This window comes from Leifsonia sp. 115AMFTsu3.1, assembly GCF_004362795.1.
Lineage (GTDB): Bacteria > Actinomycetota > Actinomycetes > Actinomycetales > Microbacteriaceae > Leifsonia.
On the sequence record NZ_SNYB01000002.1, the window covers coordinates 12,259 to 28,694 of the forward strand.

A 16,436-nucleotide genomic window follows, 5' to 3' on the forward strand; every position below is an offset into this window, starting at 1 on the left:
TACGCGCTGACCCAGGCCGACATCGACGCAGGTCACGTGGCGAACACCGCGACCTCGACGGGTACCCCGCCGACCGGTCCGGACGTGACCCCGCCACCCGCGGCGACCGACACCCCGCTGGTGTCGACGTCGAAGCTGACCCTCACGAAGGATGCGGACGCGACAGCGGTCAAGAACCCCGCGCAGGTGGGCGACACGATCACGTACCTGTTCTCCGCTAAGAACGACGGCAACACGACCCTCACCGGTGTCACCATCACGGATGTGCTGCCAGGCCTGTCCCCGCTGACCTACACCTGGGTGAACACTCCGGGCACCCTGCTGCCGGGAGAGGTCGTCACGGCGACCGCCACCTACCAGCTCACTCAGGTCGACATCAATGCCGGGATCGTCACCAACGCGGCGACCGCCACGGGTACTCCGCCGACCGGCACCGATGTCACGACGCCTCCGGCGACGGTGGACACGCCACTGGTGTCCGACCCGGAGCTGACGTTCACCAAGGACGTCGTCCCTGGCGGCATCCAGTCGCCCGCACAGCCGGGTGATGTGGTCACCTTCCAGTTCTCCGCGAAGAACGACGGAAACGTGACGCTCACTGGTGTCACGATCGACGATCAGATGGTCGGCCTGTCGCCCCTGACGTACACGTGGCCGGGTACCCCCGGCATGTTGCAGCCGGGCGAGACCGTCACCGCGACGGCAACGTACGCGCTGACCCAGGCGGACATCGATGCCGGGCACGTGACGAACACCGCGACCTCGACGGGTACTCCGCCGACGGGTCCGGACGTGACGCCGCCGCCCGCGACAACCGACACGCCCCTGGTGTCGACGTCCGAGTTGACCCTGACCAAGGACGCCGATGCGACCGCGGTCAAGAACCCGGCTCAGGTCGGTGACACGATCACCTATCTGTTCACGGCCGAGAACGAGGGCACGACGACGCTGACCGGTGTGGTCATCACTGACGTGCTGCCGGGCCTGTCCTCGCTCACGTACTCGTGGCCGGGCACTCCGGGCACCCTGCTGCCGGGTGAGAAGGTCACCGCGACGGCGACCTACCAGCTCACACAGGCCGACATCAATGCCGGCATCGTGACGAACTCTGCGACCGCGACCGGTACTCCGCCGTCGGGTACGGATGTCACGACGCCTCCGGCGTCCGTGGACACCCCGCTCGTGTCCGACCCGAAGCTGACCTTCGTAAAGGATGTCGTTCCTGGTGGGATCCAGTCGCCGGCGCAGCCGGGTGATGTGGTGACCTTCGCGTTCTCGGCGAAGAACGACGGAAACGTCACGCTGACGAACGTGTCCATCACCGACCCCAAGCCAGGACTCTCCCCACTGACGTATACGTGGCCGGGAACTCCGGGCACGTTGCAGCCGGGCGAGACCGTCACGGCTACCGCGACGTATGCGCTGACGCAGGCCGACCTCAACGCGGGTCACGTGGCGAACGCCGCGACGTCGACGGGAACTCCGCCGATCGGCCCGGAGGTGACCCCGCCGCCTGCGGCGACGGACACCCCATTGGTGGTCGACCCGGAACTGACGTTCACCAAGGACGTTCAGCCTGGTGGCATCCAGTCGCCGGCGCAGCCGGGTGACGTCGTGACCTTCCTGTTCTCGTCGGAGAACACCGGAAACGTCACGCTGACGAACGTGTCGATCACGGATCCGATGCCGGGCCTGTCCGCTCTGACGTACAACTGGCCGGGAACTCCGGGCACGCTGCAGCCGGGCGAGACGGTCACGGCGACGGCGACGTACGCGCTGACGCAGGCAGAAATCGACGCAGGCCACGTGGGCAATGTGGCGACCTCGAAGGGCACCCCGCCGTCCGGCGCCGACGTGACTCCGCCGCCCGCAGCGACGGACACGCCGCTGACGACTTCGGCGACGATCGAGCTCACGAAGGCAGCGGATGCGACCGCGTTCAGCTCGCCGGCGAAGCCGGGCGATGTGATCACCTACACCTTCGTGTCGGAGAACACGGGCACCGTCACCCTGACCAACGTGTCGATCACCGACCCGATGCCGGGCCTGTCCGCCCTGACCTACTCGTGGCCGGGCACGCCGGGCACGCTGGCTCCGAAGCAGAAGGTCACGGCGACGGCCACGTACCAGTTGACGCAGGCGGATATCGACGCCGGACTCGTGACCAACTCTGCGACCACGACGGGCACCCCGCCTACGGGCACCGACGTGACCGACGGTGCGACCGCTGACGTGCCGGTGCCGCCGGCGCCGAGCATCGATCTCACGAAGCTGGCCGATCCGTCGACGGTGCAGACCCCGGCGCAGGCAGGCGACACCGTCACGTACACCTTCGTGGCGGAGAACACCGGCAACGTGACGCTGACCGGCGTCAGCATCACCGACCCGTTGCCGGGCCTGTCCGCTCTGACCTACACCTGGCCGGGTACCCCGGGCACGCTGGCCCCGAAGCAGAAGGTCACCGCCACGGCCACGTACCAGCTGACGCAGGCGGACATCGACGCCGGGCATGTGGCCAACACCGCAGGCACCGAGGGCACCCCGCCCACCGGCACGAAGGTCACCGACGGGGCATCGGCGGACCTTCCGCTGGTGACGGTCCCGAGCATCGACCTGATCAAGGCGGCCGACCTCGCCGCCGTCCAGTCGCCACCCCGGGCGGGCGACACCGTCACCTACACCTTCGAGGCGGAGAACACCGGCAACGTCACCCTCACCGGTGTCGCGATCACCGACCCGAAGCCGGGCCTGTCCGCCCTGACCTACACCTGGCCGGGCACCCCGGGCACGCTGGCTCCGAAGGAGAAGGTCACCGCCACGGCGACGTACCAGCTGACGCAGGCGGACATCGACGCCGGGCATGTGGCCAACACCGCAGGCACCGAGGGCACCCCGCCCACCGGCACCAAGGTCACCGACCAAGCCTCCGTCGACATCCCGCTCACCGTGACTCCGGGACTCGACCTGGTGAAGAGCGCCGAGGCGGGAGCGGTCCAGTCTCCGGCTGCCGTGGGTGACACCATCACCTTCACGTTCGTGTCGCAGAACACGGGCAACGTGACGATGACGAACGTGTCGATCACCGACCCGATGCCGGGTCTGTCGGCCCTGACGTACTCGTGGCCGGGTGCTCCGGGCACGCTAGCGCCGAAGGAGAAGGTCACCGCTACAGCGACCTACCAGCTGACGCAGGCGGATCTCGACGCAGGACACGTGAACAACGCGGCGACGGCGAACGGGACGCCCCCGTCAGGCACGGCCGTGACGACTCCGCCGGCGAGCACGGATACCCCGCTCGTCACCACTGCAGCGATCGATCTGGTCAAGTCGGCCGACCCCGCGCAGATCGGCACACCGGCTCGAGCAGGCGACGTGGTCACCTACACGTTCGTCGCCGAGAACACGGGCACCGTCACGCTCACCGGTGTCACGATCACCGACCCGATGCCGGGCCTGTCCGCTCTGACGTACACGTGGCCGGGCACGCCGGGCACGCTCGCTCCGACGCAGAAGGCCACCGCGACCGCGACCTACCGACTGACGCAGGCGGACCTCGACGCGGGCCACGTGTCGAACACCGCCGGCACGACCGGCACCCCGCCGACCGGCTCGAACGTGACCGATGGCGCAACGGCCGACGTTCCGCTCCAGCCGGCACCCAACCTCACCCTGGTGAAGTCGGCGGGCACAGGAGCCATCGCGAATCCGGCGAAGGTGGGCGACACGATCACCTACACCTTCGTGGCGACGAACGAGGGCAACGTGACCATGACGAACGTGTCCATCGCCGACCCGATGCCGGGGCTGTCGGCCCTGACGTACTCGTGGCCGGGGACGCCGGGCACGCTGGCCCCGAAGGAGAAGGTCACGGCGACGGCGACCTACCAGCTGACGCAGGCGGATCTCGACGCAGGGCATGTGACCAATACGGCGACGTCGACGGGCACCCCGCCGTCGGGCGAAGTCGTGACCACGCCGCCGGCCGGGACGGACACCCCGCTCACCCCGGACCCGAAGCTCGACCTGGTCAAGACGGCCGACACCAGTCGCCTCTCGTCCCCGGCCGCCGTGGGTGACGTCATCACCTACAGCTTCACCGTGAGCAACATCGGCAACGTGACCATCAGCAACGTGGCGGTCGCCGACCTGATGCCGGGCCTGTCCCCGCTGACCTACGCCTGGCCGGGAACCCCGGGCACGCTGGCCCCGGGCCAGAAGGTCACGGCGACGGCGACCTACCAGCTGACGCAGGCCGACCTGGATGCGGGACACGTGGACAACACGGCGTTCGTCACGGGCACCACGCCCGGCGGCGGCAAGGTGACTGCCACGCCACCCGCCACGGTCGACACGCCCCTGCCGCGCAACGCTCTCCCGGGAGTCTCCGGATGATCCGCGCGGGCCGTGAGGCCATGGCGATGCAGGCGCCGTCCTCGGAGGGAGGGATGGGATGACCGAGCTGCCCGAACACCCGCGGCGTGACCGCCGGCGTCGACACCGGCGCCGGCTGGTCATGGCCGTCATCCTCGGGGCGACGGCGGTCGTCCTCGCGGCCGGGGCCGTGGCGACCGTCGTCGCGCAACCGCAGCAGAAAGGCGCCGACCGCGCTTCCGGCTCCTCGACGCACGACGGCGGGGTGGCGGTGCGCGCCGGCGACCATACGGCGCTGACCGCCGAACAGGTCGCGGCACTCCCCGAAGCCCGGTACGACGCGGTCATCCCCGGACTTCTCCCATACGCGAGCTCCGACGTGCCCGTCGTGTCGCACGACGTCTACACCATCGCGACGGACACGCCCATCTACAACGACGAACACGTCGCGGTCGCCCGATTCGCGTTCATGAACTTCACCGGACGCCCGACCGTGATCGTCCCCGTGCGCTCCGACGGCGCGTGGACGCTCGTCATGACACCCGCGCGGCAGAAGCTGCCGTCCCAGTCGAACGGCGCAGCGCCGGCACAGACGGCCGGATGGGTACGGACCGACGCCCTCGACCGGACCACGACGCTCGACCGCCGCGTGGTCGTGTCGACGGGCGAGCAGAAGCTGCGCATCGAGGACTTCTCCGGCGCGGTCGAGCAGACGTTCGACGTCGCCGTCGGAGCGCCGGGCACCCCGACCCCCACAGGAGTGACCGGCTACCTGCAAGAGCGTTACCTCGACCCCCAACAGGGCCAGGCGACCTACCCGATTCAGTTGACATCCCTGCACGCGTCCGCTCAGGACGAACCGTTCCAGGGTGAGGACGGAGGACTTATCGGCATGCACTACTTCCCCTCCCACAGCGGCAGCATCTCGCACGGATGCATCCGCCTGTCCGACGAGGCCGTCACGGCCGTCAACGCTCTGCCCCTCGGCACGAGCGTCACGATCGTCCCCTGAGAGTCCGCTCTCCCGGGGCCCAACCCAGCACCCTGAACAACCGTTCCGTGAAGCAAAGGATCACACCATGACGAAGAGAAGAAACCTCATCCTCCCGATCGCCGCGGCCGCCCTCGCCGTCGCCGGACTCGCGGGCTGCACCGGCACCCCGAGCACGTCGCCGTCGTCGACCAGCGCAGGTGGCAACAAGGCAGCGGCAGGCGGCTCCACGCCGCTGCCGACCATCCCGACCGGCACCGGCGTCATCTCCGCCACGAAGATGGACAGCTGCGAGACGACCGGCTCCAGCGTCACCGCCAAGGGCACGGTCACCATGCCCAAGGACACCGAAGGCGACGTCGTCGTGTCGGTCAGCTGGGTGAACTCCAAGAACTCGTCCGTCTACGGGCGCGGGGTCACCACCGTCAAGGGCGCCGCCGGCGACAAGAAGGAGTGGACCACCACGGCCACCCTCCCCGCCAACGCGGACTCCGTGTCCTGCGTCCTCGGCGCCGTCGTCCCCAAGAAGTAAGGGACCACAACGGCGGCGCTCACATGATCGGAATCTTCGCATTCCGCGTCATGGAGCGCCGCCGGCTCCGTCTAAGTGAGTGAACCCGTGTCTCACCAGCGTTCAGAAAGGGAGGCGAGATGACCGTGATGCCTCGCATCCCGTCGAGGAGGTCGAAGCAGCGACGCTCCTCGTACGTACCGCCGGCGAACCGCTCCAGCGTCGTCCCCGACGCGCTCTCCTGGCGCGAGCAGCAAGACACGACCACGGCCCCGAAAGGTCCGGCGGCCTGGACGGCCGCGAGCATCACCGAATCCGACCGCACCGTCATCGACGCCGGACCGTACGGCGTCATCGACCTCGCCGTGATGGAAGCCGGAGGCGACTTCCACGGCCGCAACCAGCAACTCGGCGTCGTCTGGTGGGACAAGCGCTCCTTCCGCGAAGAAGACGACGACTTCGGCACCATCCAGACCAGCTTCGTACCCGCATCGATCACCGACCACGTCTCACTCGCACCGCCGCAGAGTCGCACGGCCGCTCCGGTGCTTCACGATCCGCGTCACGCCGACGGGCAGGTGCAGACGCCCGGCGCCGCGCCGCTGCCTCCGGAGGTCGCACCGCTGCCCGCCGCTGCGCCCGCAGCCGCCCATATCTCCGTTGCCCCGGCCGCGGCCGCCGTTCCTGCGGCGCCCGCGACGCCCGCCCCGGCACCGGCCGCCACCCGGCAGCCGAGCGAGGATCCCCGGGTCGCTGAACCGCGGCCCACCTCCCGCCGCGCCAACCGACACGCGGCAGCCCCCGCGCAGGCAGTGCCCGCGCAGGCGGCGCCCGATGTCACGGTCCCGCCGATGCCCACGGCGGAGACGCAGGCGTTCGCCCCTCCCGTCTCGGCGAGCAGCCCCATCGCGCTCGACGACTCCGAGCACCAGAGGCACGCGCGGCGGTCCCGCCACGTCGCGCTTGTCCCCAAGACCCGCGGTCGACGGGGGCGCTTGGCCGACAGCAGGCACCCGCGGAGGGCGATGCTGCGCCGCCGCCGCACCCGACGCCGTGTGATCCTCGGCACCCTCCTCGTCGTGGTCGCGTTCGCTGTGACCATCCTCGTCCAGAACATCATCGTCACCCCCTTCACCGTGCCCTCCGTCTCGATGGAGAACACCCTCCACACCGACGACCGCATCCTGGTGAACAAGCTCGCGTACGGCGCAGCACCCATCAGCAGAGGCGACGTCATCGTCTTCAGCGATCCCGGCGGCTGGCTCGACGGCTCGCCCTCCGCGAGTGCGAGCGCCGCGGGTGCAGCGGCGTCGGGCACCGGCGACTACCTCGTGAAGCGCGTGATCGGCATCCCCGGCGACACGGTTTCCTGCTGCAGCACGAACGGTCGGGTCACGGTGAACGGCGTCGAGCTCTACGAGCCCTACGCCATCATCCCCGAAGGACAGCCGGCGTCCGCCGAGTTCGACGTCACCGTTCCTGCAGGAGAGCTCTGGGTCCTCGGAGACAACCGCTACAACTCCCGCGACTCCAGCCACACGCAAGACCTACCCACCAAGGGGTTCGTCCCCATCGTGGATGTGGTCGGCCAGGCAGCACTCAAACTCTGGCCCCTCAACCAACTCGCGCCGATCTCGTCGGCGCGAGAGACTTTCGCGTCCGTTCCGAACCAGACATGTCCCATCTGAAAGCTCGCCCGCTGAGCGACGACGAGGTCGACGGACTCGATGAGTCCGCGGTCGGAGTGCCCGCACCCCACACGGCGTCCGAGTACGTCGCAGACTACGCGCTCCCCACGGTCGTGCCCCGACGGGTCCACCCGGTCGCCGTCGTCGCGCTGATCCTGGCCTTCCTGCTCCCCATCGTCGCCATCCCGCTCGCCCACAAGATCACCCGCACCCTCCAGCACGACGGAGGACGGGGCCGGGCCGTCGCACAGACGGCCATCGTGATCGGCTACCTCAACATCCTGCTGCTCGCCCTGCTGTCGCTGAACGTCGCCGTCGCCGTCTTCCTGCACTCCGCCGTGTGATCGACAGCCCCGCGGCCGGCGGCCGGCGACCGGCAGCCGCGAGACCGGCAGCCGGCAGCCGCGCGACCGGCGACCGACAGCCGCGAGACCAGCAGCCGGCAGCCCCGCGACCGGCAACCGGCAACCGGCAGCCGCGAGACCAGCAGCCGAGCAGACCCGCGGCCGGCAGCCGCGCGGCCAGCAGCCGAGCAGACCCGCGACCGGCAGCCGCGCGAGCGGTAGTCGTGCGACCGGCGGCCGTGCGACCGGCGGCCGCGCGACCGGCGGCCGGCAGCTCGCGGCCCACTGCCGGCAGCCCTCGGCCGCACCCGGCGTCCGCTGCGCTCAGCGCACCACCGACGGCGACCACGCGTGCTCGATCAGCAGCGTCTCCGCGGCCGAACCATCCGCCGGCGCCGAGTAGACGTTGAAGTCCCCGTCCTTCCCCGCAGCGGGCAGGCCGAACAGCAGCGTCCGGTCGTCCAACCACTCGGTCTGGTCGTCGACGTTCCCCTCGAGCGGGAGCACCGTCTCCTTCTCCGACGCGAGGTCGAGCACCGCGAGGGTCCACCGCGGCGCATCCGTCGTCCCGAGGTTCTTCTTGTAGGCGACGCGGGTGCCGTCGGGCGACAGCGACGGACATTCGGCACCCTCGTGGAGGGCCACCAGCGTGCGCCCGCGGAGGTTGCCCTTGACCAGCCAGGTACGGCCGGCCGACGCCGCGGTCGCGTAGAACGTATTGCCGTCGTCGGTGAACGTCACTCCCCAATAGTTGAGGTCGACGGCGGTGTAGGGCTTGGCATCGATGAGGAAGGTGAACGCGTCGAGCGGCCCGTAGTACGTGCCGTACAGCGCCGTGATGATGGTCTGGGTCGAGAACTTCACGCCCTCATACGATTCGCCGTCGACGAACGAGGTCCAGGCGGCCAATTTGGAGTCGGGCGACAGGCGCGTCCGGCTCGGGGCGCCGGGCAGCGGCCAGAACCGTGTCTCCACCCCGTCCGCGTTGTACAGCGTCTCGCGGTAGCCGATCGGGTTCGTCCCGCTCTTGCTCATGCACGACAGCGCCTTGCGGGTCGCGTACACGCGCTCACAGGCGAGGTCGGAGACGGTCCGCTTCGACTGCGGGGACGAGAGGGGAACGGAGGCGACGAGCCCGGAGTCCGGCCCCGGCGCCGTGTTCCGGAACACGATCCGCGGGCCCGAGGGCAGCTTCCACACCGACGCACCGGTGGATGCGGGAGCCGAGGTCGAGGCGGCGGGCGCTGGTGAGGCTCCCGCGCATCCACTCGCTCCGCCGAGCACCGCGGCGATGGCTGCCGCTGTGGCGACAGCCCGCGCGACGCGACGTCTGGTGGCCTTGTTCATCGACGGTCTCCTCCGCTTGAGCGCTCGTTAATAAGGACTCGGGAAGGAGCGGGTGATTACGCAGGAGGACGACATCCACAGGAGGAGTCGCCCACCGTTCAGCCGATCAGCGAGACGGCACGCGCGATCACGAGGGCGAGGAGCGCGAAGCCGGCGAACGACTCCAGCGACATCAGCAGCTTCGCGCGGTGGGTCAGCGGCATGGTGTCGGTCGGGCTGAACGCCATCGAGTTCGACAGCGAGAAGTAGAAGTAGTCGATGTAGTTCGGCACCCAGTCCGCCTGCTTGCTGGATCCGCGCGCCACCTCGTCCACGGCGTCGTGATCCTCGTCCTGCGGGAAACGGAAGTCCGCCAGCGCCAGTCTCGGCCGCGGAACGGTCGCGCGGGCGACCGGGCCACCGCGGTCGAGCACCCAGAACACCAGCGCGAAGGCGATCACGTTGGTCAGCCACACCTGCAGCGACGCGAGCAGCAGCTCGTACCCGTTGCCGTGCTTGTTGAGCAGCCGGACCACCGTCTCCGCGAACGCGATCTGGTTCGCCAGCAGGATGAAGATCGAGAGGGCGATCTCGGCCCGGCGCGACCACCGCGACTCCCGGGTGAGCCGGTGCGGGTTGTAGAGAACGAGCGCGACGACCATGAGCACGCACACTCCGACGACGGCGTACCGCTCCAGCAGGGGGACGACGCTGGGGAGGAACGCGTACGCCGCCAGGGCGACGAGCGTGGCGATCACGGCGGGCCAGCGATGCTCCGGCTGGGCCGACCGCTCCCGCTTCTCGGTCTGGGTCACACGGGCAACAGTACCGCCGGGGCGCGCGGTGGAGCGGGAGGCGGCGCTGGGCGGTGCCGCGACCTCTCCGCCGAGAGAGCCTTCGGCGGAGAGGTCGGACCGTCAGTTGAAGATCGCCCACTCGGAGCGGTCGAGCTTGGCGCGGTTGCCGTTGATGACGAGGTACCACGAACCTTCGTCGCGATGGAGGTACTCCGCGAGGATCGTGGTGTACTTCCACTCGCCGGACACGAGTGACCACCGGATCAGGGAGATCAGCTGGCCCTGTCGCAGGTACGGGACGGCGACGAAATCATCTTGACGATGGGGCTCCAGTGACCGGTTGCGGGCCCCCGTCCGCTGCATGCTCATGCTGAACTGTAACTCCGCGCCCGACCCGCTGGATATACCTGAATTCACCCCAGGGTGAATTTTCTGCGAACTCAGCTCTCGGGCGCGGAGGCGGTCACCAGTTCGCGCACCGAGCGGACCGGCGCGATCGTCCTGTTCTGCGCCGATTCGTAGGCGGCGAGGATGATGCCGAGCACCTCGATCCCCTCCTTCTGCGTGTGGAGGGGGCGCGTGCCGTCGAGGATGCTGCGAGCGAAGTGGCCCACTTCCTCCTGGAACTCGTGCACCGGCGCAAGCTCGAGCACCGCCGGCTCGGACTCGCCGCGCAGCCGGTAGCTGAGGGATGTGCCGTCGCTGGTGAGACTGCCCAGCTCGCCGACCACGGAGAACTTCTCCGTGCCGTCCGCCGGCTGGTAGGCCCAGCTGGTGACGAGGCTGCCGATCACGCCGTTGTCGAAGCGGACCAGCACCTGCGCGGAGTCCTCGCCCTCCATGAACGAGAGACGGTGGGTGGCGAGCATCGCGGTCACCTCGACCGGCGAGCCGCCCGCGAGGTGCAGGAGGAGGTACGTCGGGTGGTAGCCGGTGTCGATCAGCTCGCCGCCGCCGCTCGTGGATGCGTGGGCCCGCCATCCCATGTTCGACGGGTCGAAGTCGTTGTAGAAGCTGTCAGTGGTGCGCACCTCGTAGACCCGGCCGAGCACGCCGGAGCCGATGAGCTCCTTGGCCGTGGCGACGGCCGGGAGGAACAGCTGGTTGTGCGCGCACATCAGGGTGACGCCGGCTTCGGCGACCGCGGCATCCACCTCGGCGGCTTCCTCCGGGGTGAGGCAGAGCGGCTTCTCGCACAGGATGTGCTTGCCGGCGCGGGCGGCGGCGACGATCGCATCCTTGTGCAGGTGGTGAGGCAGGCAGATGTCGACGGCGTCGATGTCGGCCTCGGCGAGCATGGTCGCGTAGTCGGCGTAGACCTCGGCGCCGCTGTCGCCGGCCCGGCGCTCGGCGGCCTCGCGGACCGGGTCGGCGACGGCGGCGAACGTGACGGTCTCCGGGTTGCGGAGGTAGCCGGCGACGTGGGCTCCGGCGATGCCGCCGGCTCCGATGAGACCGATACGGACGGTGTTGCTGGGCATGGTGATGCTCCTTCGGAGAAGTGGATGGGCGTGCTGATGCACGGAATGAGGGGTGGGAGTGGGGATGGTGGGGCGGGTCAGGCGACCGGCGCCGGCTGTCCGGTCAGTGCGACAGCACGGCCGGTGGCGGCGGACTCGTTGGCGGCGACGACCATGCGGGTCAGCTCGACGGCGTGACGCAGGTTGTCGTCGGCGGTCGTGCCGTCGTGGATGTGTTGCACCCACTGCGCGAACGCGCCGGGCCGTCGCTCGGGGAGGGGCAGCTCCTGCCATTCGTCGCCGAACGCGCCGCCCTTCGCGAGAAGGCGCTCGCCGCCGAAGCCGAACATGACCGTCGCGGCGGTGCCGCGCAGTTCGATCGTGAACGCACCCGGCGTGGTGACGACGCTCGCCTCGAAGACGCCGATGCGTCCGCCGGGGAACTCGGCCGTGACGACCGCGTTGTCCTCGACCGCGCGGTCGGTGACGTGCCCGTAGGCCGCCGAGATGGCGAGCGGCTCGGCGCGATGGAACAGCCGCGTCAGGTACGCCGGGTGGCACCCCAGGTCGGTGAGGGCGCCGCCGATCGCGGCCACCGGGTCGGCGAACTGCTCCGGCAGCCAGCCGGCGACCCAGCCGTCGTGCGCGAGGCGCACGCGGGAGTAGGTCAGCTCGCCGAGCGTGCCGTCGTCGAGGATGCGCTCGATGGCGACGGTGTAGTCGTCGGAGAGCCGGGGGAGGGACACCACGAGTGCGACGCCGGCCTCGCGGGCCAGGTCGACCAGTTCCTCCGCTTCGGCGACCGTCGGGGCGAGGATCTTCTCGGTGAAGACGTGCTTGCCGGCCGCGATGGCGCGTCCGATGACGTCGCGGTGCTGGTCGGTCGCCGTGGTGATGGTCACCGCGTCGAGTTCGGGGCGGGCGAGCAGCTCGTCGAGGTCGGCGACGAACTCCACGCCGAACTCGTCTGCGGCCGCGCGGCCGCGCTGCTCGTCGTCGTCCCAGACGGCGACGAGGGTGGTGTCGGGATGCTGCTGGACGTTGCGCACGTAGTCGCCTGCGTGGACGTGCCAGAAGCCGATCGCTGCGACAGCGAGTGGGTGGGACATGCCTGTCAAGGCCTCCTTGCCTGGTATTCGATGCGCGCGAACCACGAAAGCGTACCTTCTGCTCGGGAGCAGTCGATAGTCCCCGGTGCAAATTTCTGGAATCGTTCCCAGATTGGGCATGATCGTGGGGTGAGCTCAACGACGATCACCCTCGACGGCGACGATTGGACCATCCGCGAAGCCCTCGGCGACACGGCCGAGTGGTACCTCGGGGCGCCCCTGCCGGAGGCGGGGAACAACGTGGCCGAGGCGTCTGCGGCGATCGCGGCCGCGCCGGGCTGGCTGCCGGGACGGGTGCCGGGCGCGGTCGTCGACGACCTGCGCCGTGCAGGCGAGCTGCCCGATCCGCGCGTCGGCCGCAACTCCCGCGCGGCCGAGTGGGTGGCTGAGCGCTCGTGGGTGTACCGGCGGGCCGTTGAGCTGGATGCGAACGCAGCTCACGGCGTGGCGGTGTTCGAGTTCGACGGCGTGGACCCGGGAGCCGACGTCTACTGGGACGGAGAGCGCATCGGCTCGGTGCGCGGGCTGTACCACCGCCTGCGGGTGCCGCTGGACGCATCCCTCCGCTCGGCCGGGCGGCACAAGCTGGCCCTACGCGTGCATCCCGCGCCGGACTCCGAGCCGCAGGTCGGACGGACCGAGCACGTGCGCGTTCACACACCGCGTCTCGGCTACGGCTGGGACTTCTCGCCGCGACTCCGCCACCAGGGCGTCTGGAAGAGCGCGCGCCTGCGTATCGGGCGCGCGCTGCTCGGCGACGTGACGGTAAGCGCGTCGGTGGCCGAGCCGTCGAGCCGTGAGCCGGTGCGCGAATCCGGGCCGAATGGTGACGAGATGTCGCACCTGGGCGGGATGGGCCGGGGCGGGGACGGGGTCGTCGCCGTCGCGTGGGAGGCGCCGCTGGCGGAGCGCGGCAACGAGCGGCTCAGCGTCACGGTCACGGTCGCGCGAGACGGACAGGCGGTGGCCGAGCGGCGCGTCCCGGCGGCCGACGGTTCGGCGGAGCTGCGCATCCCGAACCCGGAGCTGTGGTGGCCGGATACGGTCGGCGCCCAGCCGCTGTACACGGTGACGGCCGTCCTCGCGGACGACGAGGGCGAGACCGACCGCACCGAGCGTCGGGTCGGCTTCCGGACCGCCGCGCTGGTGCGGAATCCCGGCGCACCGGCTGATGCCCTCCCGTACACGGCCGTGGTGAACGGCGTGACCGTCCCGCTGCTCGGCTGGAATTGGACGCCCGCCGACGCCCTCTTCGGCTCGATCGACGAGGGCACGGTCGAGCACCTGCTCGGTCTGGCGGCGGCCTCCGGCGCGCGGCTGATGCGCGTGTGGGGCGGCGGGCTGATCGAGACCGAGCACTTCTACGCCACCTGCGACCGCCTCGGGCTGCTCGTCTGGCAGGAGTTCTCGCAGTCGAGTTCCGGGATGCAGAGCGCGCCCAGCAAGGACCCGGCGTTCGTGGCGCTGATGCGCGCGGAGGCCGAGGCGCTCATCCCGACCCGGGTGCACCATCCGTCGCTGCTGCTCTGGGGTGGAGGGAACGAGCTCGACGACCGCGGGGTGCCGCTCTCCGACGACCGCTCGCCCGTGCTGGCCGCGCTCTCCGACGCGGTCGCGCGCCTCGATCCGGGCCGCGGGTGGCTGCCGACGTCGCCGACGGGTCCGGAGTTCCACAACCGGCTGGACCGCATCGAGGCGAACCCCGAGGGGCAGCACGACGTCCACGGACCCTGGGAGCACCAGGGCTTCGTCGGCCAGTACACGCTGGCCAACGCCGGAAGGAGCCTCGCGCACACCGAGTTCGGGGTCGAGGGGATGACGAACCTGCGATCGCTCGAAGCGCTCGTGCCCGAGGCGGATCGCTGGCCCGCGAACCGGACGAACCCGGTGTACCGGCACCTCGGGGAGTGGTGGAACAACGCCGACCAGGTGGTCGAGCTGTTCGGCGGCCGGCCGGCCACGCTCGAGACGCTGAACCGCGCATCCCAGCTGCTGCAAGCCACGGGGCTGCAGTACGCGGTCGAGGCGGACCGGCGGCGCTCGCCGCGCTGCAGCATGGTGCTGCCGTGGCAGCTGAACGAGAGCTACCCGAACGCGTGGTGCACGGCGGCGGTCGACTTCCGGGGCGACCCGAAACCCGCGTACTTCGCGGTCGCACGCGCGTACGAGCGGCGGCGGGCGACGCTCCGCGTGACGCGGGCTGTGTGGGGCGGCGAGGCGGTCGCGTCGGTCGAGGCGTGGTTGTGGGCGGAGGATCCGGTGCCGTCCGGTTCCGTGCTCACGCTGCGGGCTCGCGGGCTCGACGGCGGCGTGCTCGCCTCGCGTGAGGTGCGCGCGGGCGCTGTGCGGCATCCCGAACCCGTCGGGACGCTGGAGGTCGCGACCGCCGACCTGCCCGACGTCTTCGCGTGGGAGGCGGAGTGGCGGGATGCGGACGGCCGCGAGCTCGACCGCGAACGGATGCTCGCCACGGCGACTGCGGACTGGGCCGCGCTCTTCGACGTGCCGGCACCCGTTCTGACCGTCGCTCGTGATACGACCGGAGGCGTGCGCGTGCGCAATGACGGCCCGAATGCCGCCCTGACCGTGCGGTTGGTCGACCCACGGCCGGTCGGTGCGCCCGGCATCCTGAGCGTCGGCGGCGACCCCCGACCGCTGCTGCCCGGGGAGGAGCGGACGCTTGCTGCGACCGCCGGAATGCCCGTGCGGATCGAGACCTGGAACGCCGAACCGCCGGATCTGGCATGAAACGAATGCAGGCGGCACACCGTGAGCGTTCACGATCCGTTCAGACGTAGGTGGTGTGATAGCCCCGTGAAGACGCGAATCGCGGAATACCCGCGGCCGGACCACTTCCTCCTCCACATCAGCGACACCCATCTGCTGGCGGGAGGCGAACAGCTCTACGGCACCGTCGACAGCGAACAGCACCTCCGCGCCCTCCTCGCGGAGGTGGAGGCGTCCGGTGGCAGGCCGGAGGCGATCGTCTTCACCGGCGATCTCGCCGACCGCGGCCAACCCGATGCGTACGCGCGGCTGCGCGCCCTCGTCGACCCGGCGGCCGAGCGGATGGGCGCGCGCGTCATCTGGGTGATGGGAAACCACGACGATCGCGCGTCGTTCCGGCAGGGCCTCCGCGACGAGCTCGGCGACACGTCACCGATCGACGACGTGTACTGGCTCGGCGGACTGCGCGTCATCGTCCTCGACTCCACCGTGCCCGGACACCACTACGGCGACGTCAGCGAGTCGCAGCTGGACTGGCTGGCGGCCGAGCTGGCGATGCCGGCGCCGGAGGGCACCATCCTCGCGATGCATCACCCGCCCATCCCGAGCGTGCTCGACCTCGCCGTCTCCGTGGAGCTGCGCGACCAGTCGCAGCTGCGCGAGGTGCTGGAGGGCAGCGACGTGCGCAGCATCCTCGCGGGGCACCTCCACTACTCGTCGACGGCGACCTTCGCGGGCATCCCCGTGTCCGTGTCGTCGGCGAGCTGCTACACGCAAGACCTCAACGTGCCGGTGGGAGGCACGCGCGGCCGGGATGGGGCGCTCGCCTTCAACCTGGTGCACGTGTACCCGAACACCGTGCTCCACTCGGTGGTGCCGCTCGGGCACTACCCGACGCTCGACTACGTGGACGCGGAGGAGTCGGCGCGTCGCCTGGCCGAGGATGGCATCCGCATCCCTCCGGCGCCGCGTCGCGAGACCCCGACCGAGCCCATCCGCGTCCTCGCCTGACCCTCGCCTCGCCCCGCCCCGTCCGGTCCGAGATTTGCGCCAAATCGTCGTCATGGACGCGCCACAACCGAGATTTGGCGCAAATCGCCGTCAGCACGACC

Annotated in this window: 12 protein-coding genes; 7 read left to right on the top strand and 5 right to left on the bottom strand. The window is 70.3% G+C overall.

All coding sequences use genetic code 11. The annotated features are described in order from the left end of the window. The 5 genes from AXZ95_RS11030 to AXZ95_RS11050 all read left to right on the top strand — a co-directional run. A partial coding sequence (locus AXZ95_RS11030; protein ID WP_133638959.1) for a DUF11 domain-containing protein occupies positions 1-4,392 on the top strand: 4,392 nt, incomplete at its 5' end. Positions 4,393-4,450: 58 nt separating this feature from the next. Next, positions 4,451-5,383 (top strand): L,D-transpeptidase, encoded by a 933-nt coding sequence (locus tag AXZ95_RS11035; protein ID WP_018192760.1) that lies wholly within the window; start codon positions 4,451-4,453, stop codon positions 5,381-5,383. Between the two features lie 67 nt (positions 5,384-5,450). Further along, the gene (locus AXZ95_RS11040) at positions 5,451-5,894 is read left to right on the top strand and encodes a hypothetical protein (protein WP_018192759.1); all 444 of its coding nucleotides are present in this window, start codon (positions 5,451-5,453) and stop codon (positions 5,892-5,894) included. A 119-nt stretch (positions 5,895-6,013) separates the two neighbouring features. Then, on the top strand, positions 6,014-7,561 hold the full coding sequence (gene lepB / locus AXZ95_RS11045; RefSeq protein ID WP_018192758.1) for a signal peptidase I: 1,548 nt from the start codon (positions 6,014-6,016) through the stop codon (positions 7,559-7,561). Beyond that, on the top strand, positions 7,549-7,905 hold the full coding sequence (locus tag AXZ95_RS11050) for a DUF4190 domain-containing protein (protein ID WP_018192757.1): 357 nt from the start codon (positions 7,549-7,551) through the stop codon (positions 7,903-7,905). The genes lepB and AXZ95_RS11050 overlap by 13 nt, the downstream gene beginning before the upstream one ends. 324 nt (positions 7,906-8,229) lie before the next feature. Here AXZ95_RS11050 and AXZ95_RS11055 read toward each other — a convergent pair whose 3' ends face one another. From AXZ95_RS11055 to AXZ95_RS11075, 5 genes are all read right to left on the bottom strand, one after another. Beyond that, positions 8,230-9,252, bottom strand: a complete 1,023-nt coding sequence (locus AXZ95_RS11055) for a PD40 domain-containing protein (RefSeq protein ID WP_018192756.1) — start codon at positions 9,250-9,252, stop codon at positions 8,230-8,232. 98 nt (positions 9,253-9,350) lie between these two features. Then, a complete protein-coding gene (locus tag AXZ95_RS11060) occupies positions 9,351-10,046 on the bottom strand; it encodes a hypothetical protein (RefSeq protein ID WP_018192755.1) in 696 nt (231 codons plus the stop codon). Positions 10,047-10,148: 102 nt separating this feature from the next. After that, entirely contained in the window at positions 10,149-10,397 is a 249-nt protein-coding gene (locus AXZ95_RS11065; RefSeq protein ID WP_018192754.1) for a hypothetical protein, read from the bottom strand. A gap of 71 nt (positions 10,398-10,468) precedes the next feature. Then, entirely contained in the window at positions 10,469-11,509 is a 1,041-nt protein-coding gene (locus AXZ95_RS11070) for a Gfo/Idh/MocA family oxidoreductase (protein ID WP_018192753.1), read from the bottom strand. A 77-nt stretch (positions 11,510-11,586) separates the two neighbouring features. After that, the gene (locus tag AXZ95_RS11075; protein ID WP_018192752.1) at positions 11,587-12,597 is read right to left on the bottom strand and encodes a Gfo/Idh/MocA family oxidoreductase; all 1,011 of its coding nucleotides are present in this window, start codon (positions 12,595-12,597) and stop codon (positions 11,587-11,589) included. Between the two features lie 129 nt (positions 12,598-12,726). On the opposite strand from AXZ95_RS11075, the gene AXZ95_RS11080 reads away from it, so the two are divergent. After that, entirely contained in the window at positions 12,727-15,345 is a 2,619-nt protein-coding gene (locus tag AXZ95_RS11080; RefSeq protein ID WP_018192751.1) for a hypothetical protein, read from the top strand. Between the two features lie 66 nt (positions 15,346-15,411). Next, the gene (locus AXZ95_RS11085; RefSeq protein ID WP_018192750.1) at positions 15,412-16,335 is read left to right on the top strand and encodes a phosphodiesterase; all 924 of its coding nucleotides are present in this window, start codon (positions 15,412-15,414) and stop codon (positions 16,333-16,335) included. The last annotated feature ends 101 nt before the right edge of the window (positions 16,336-16,436 follow it).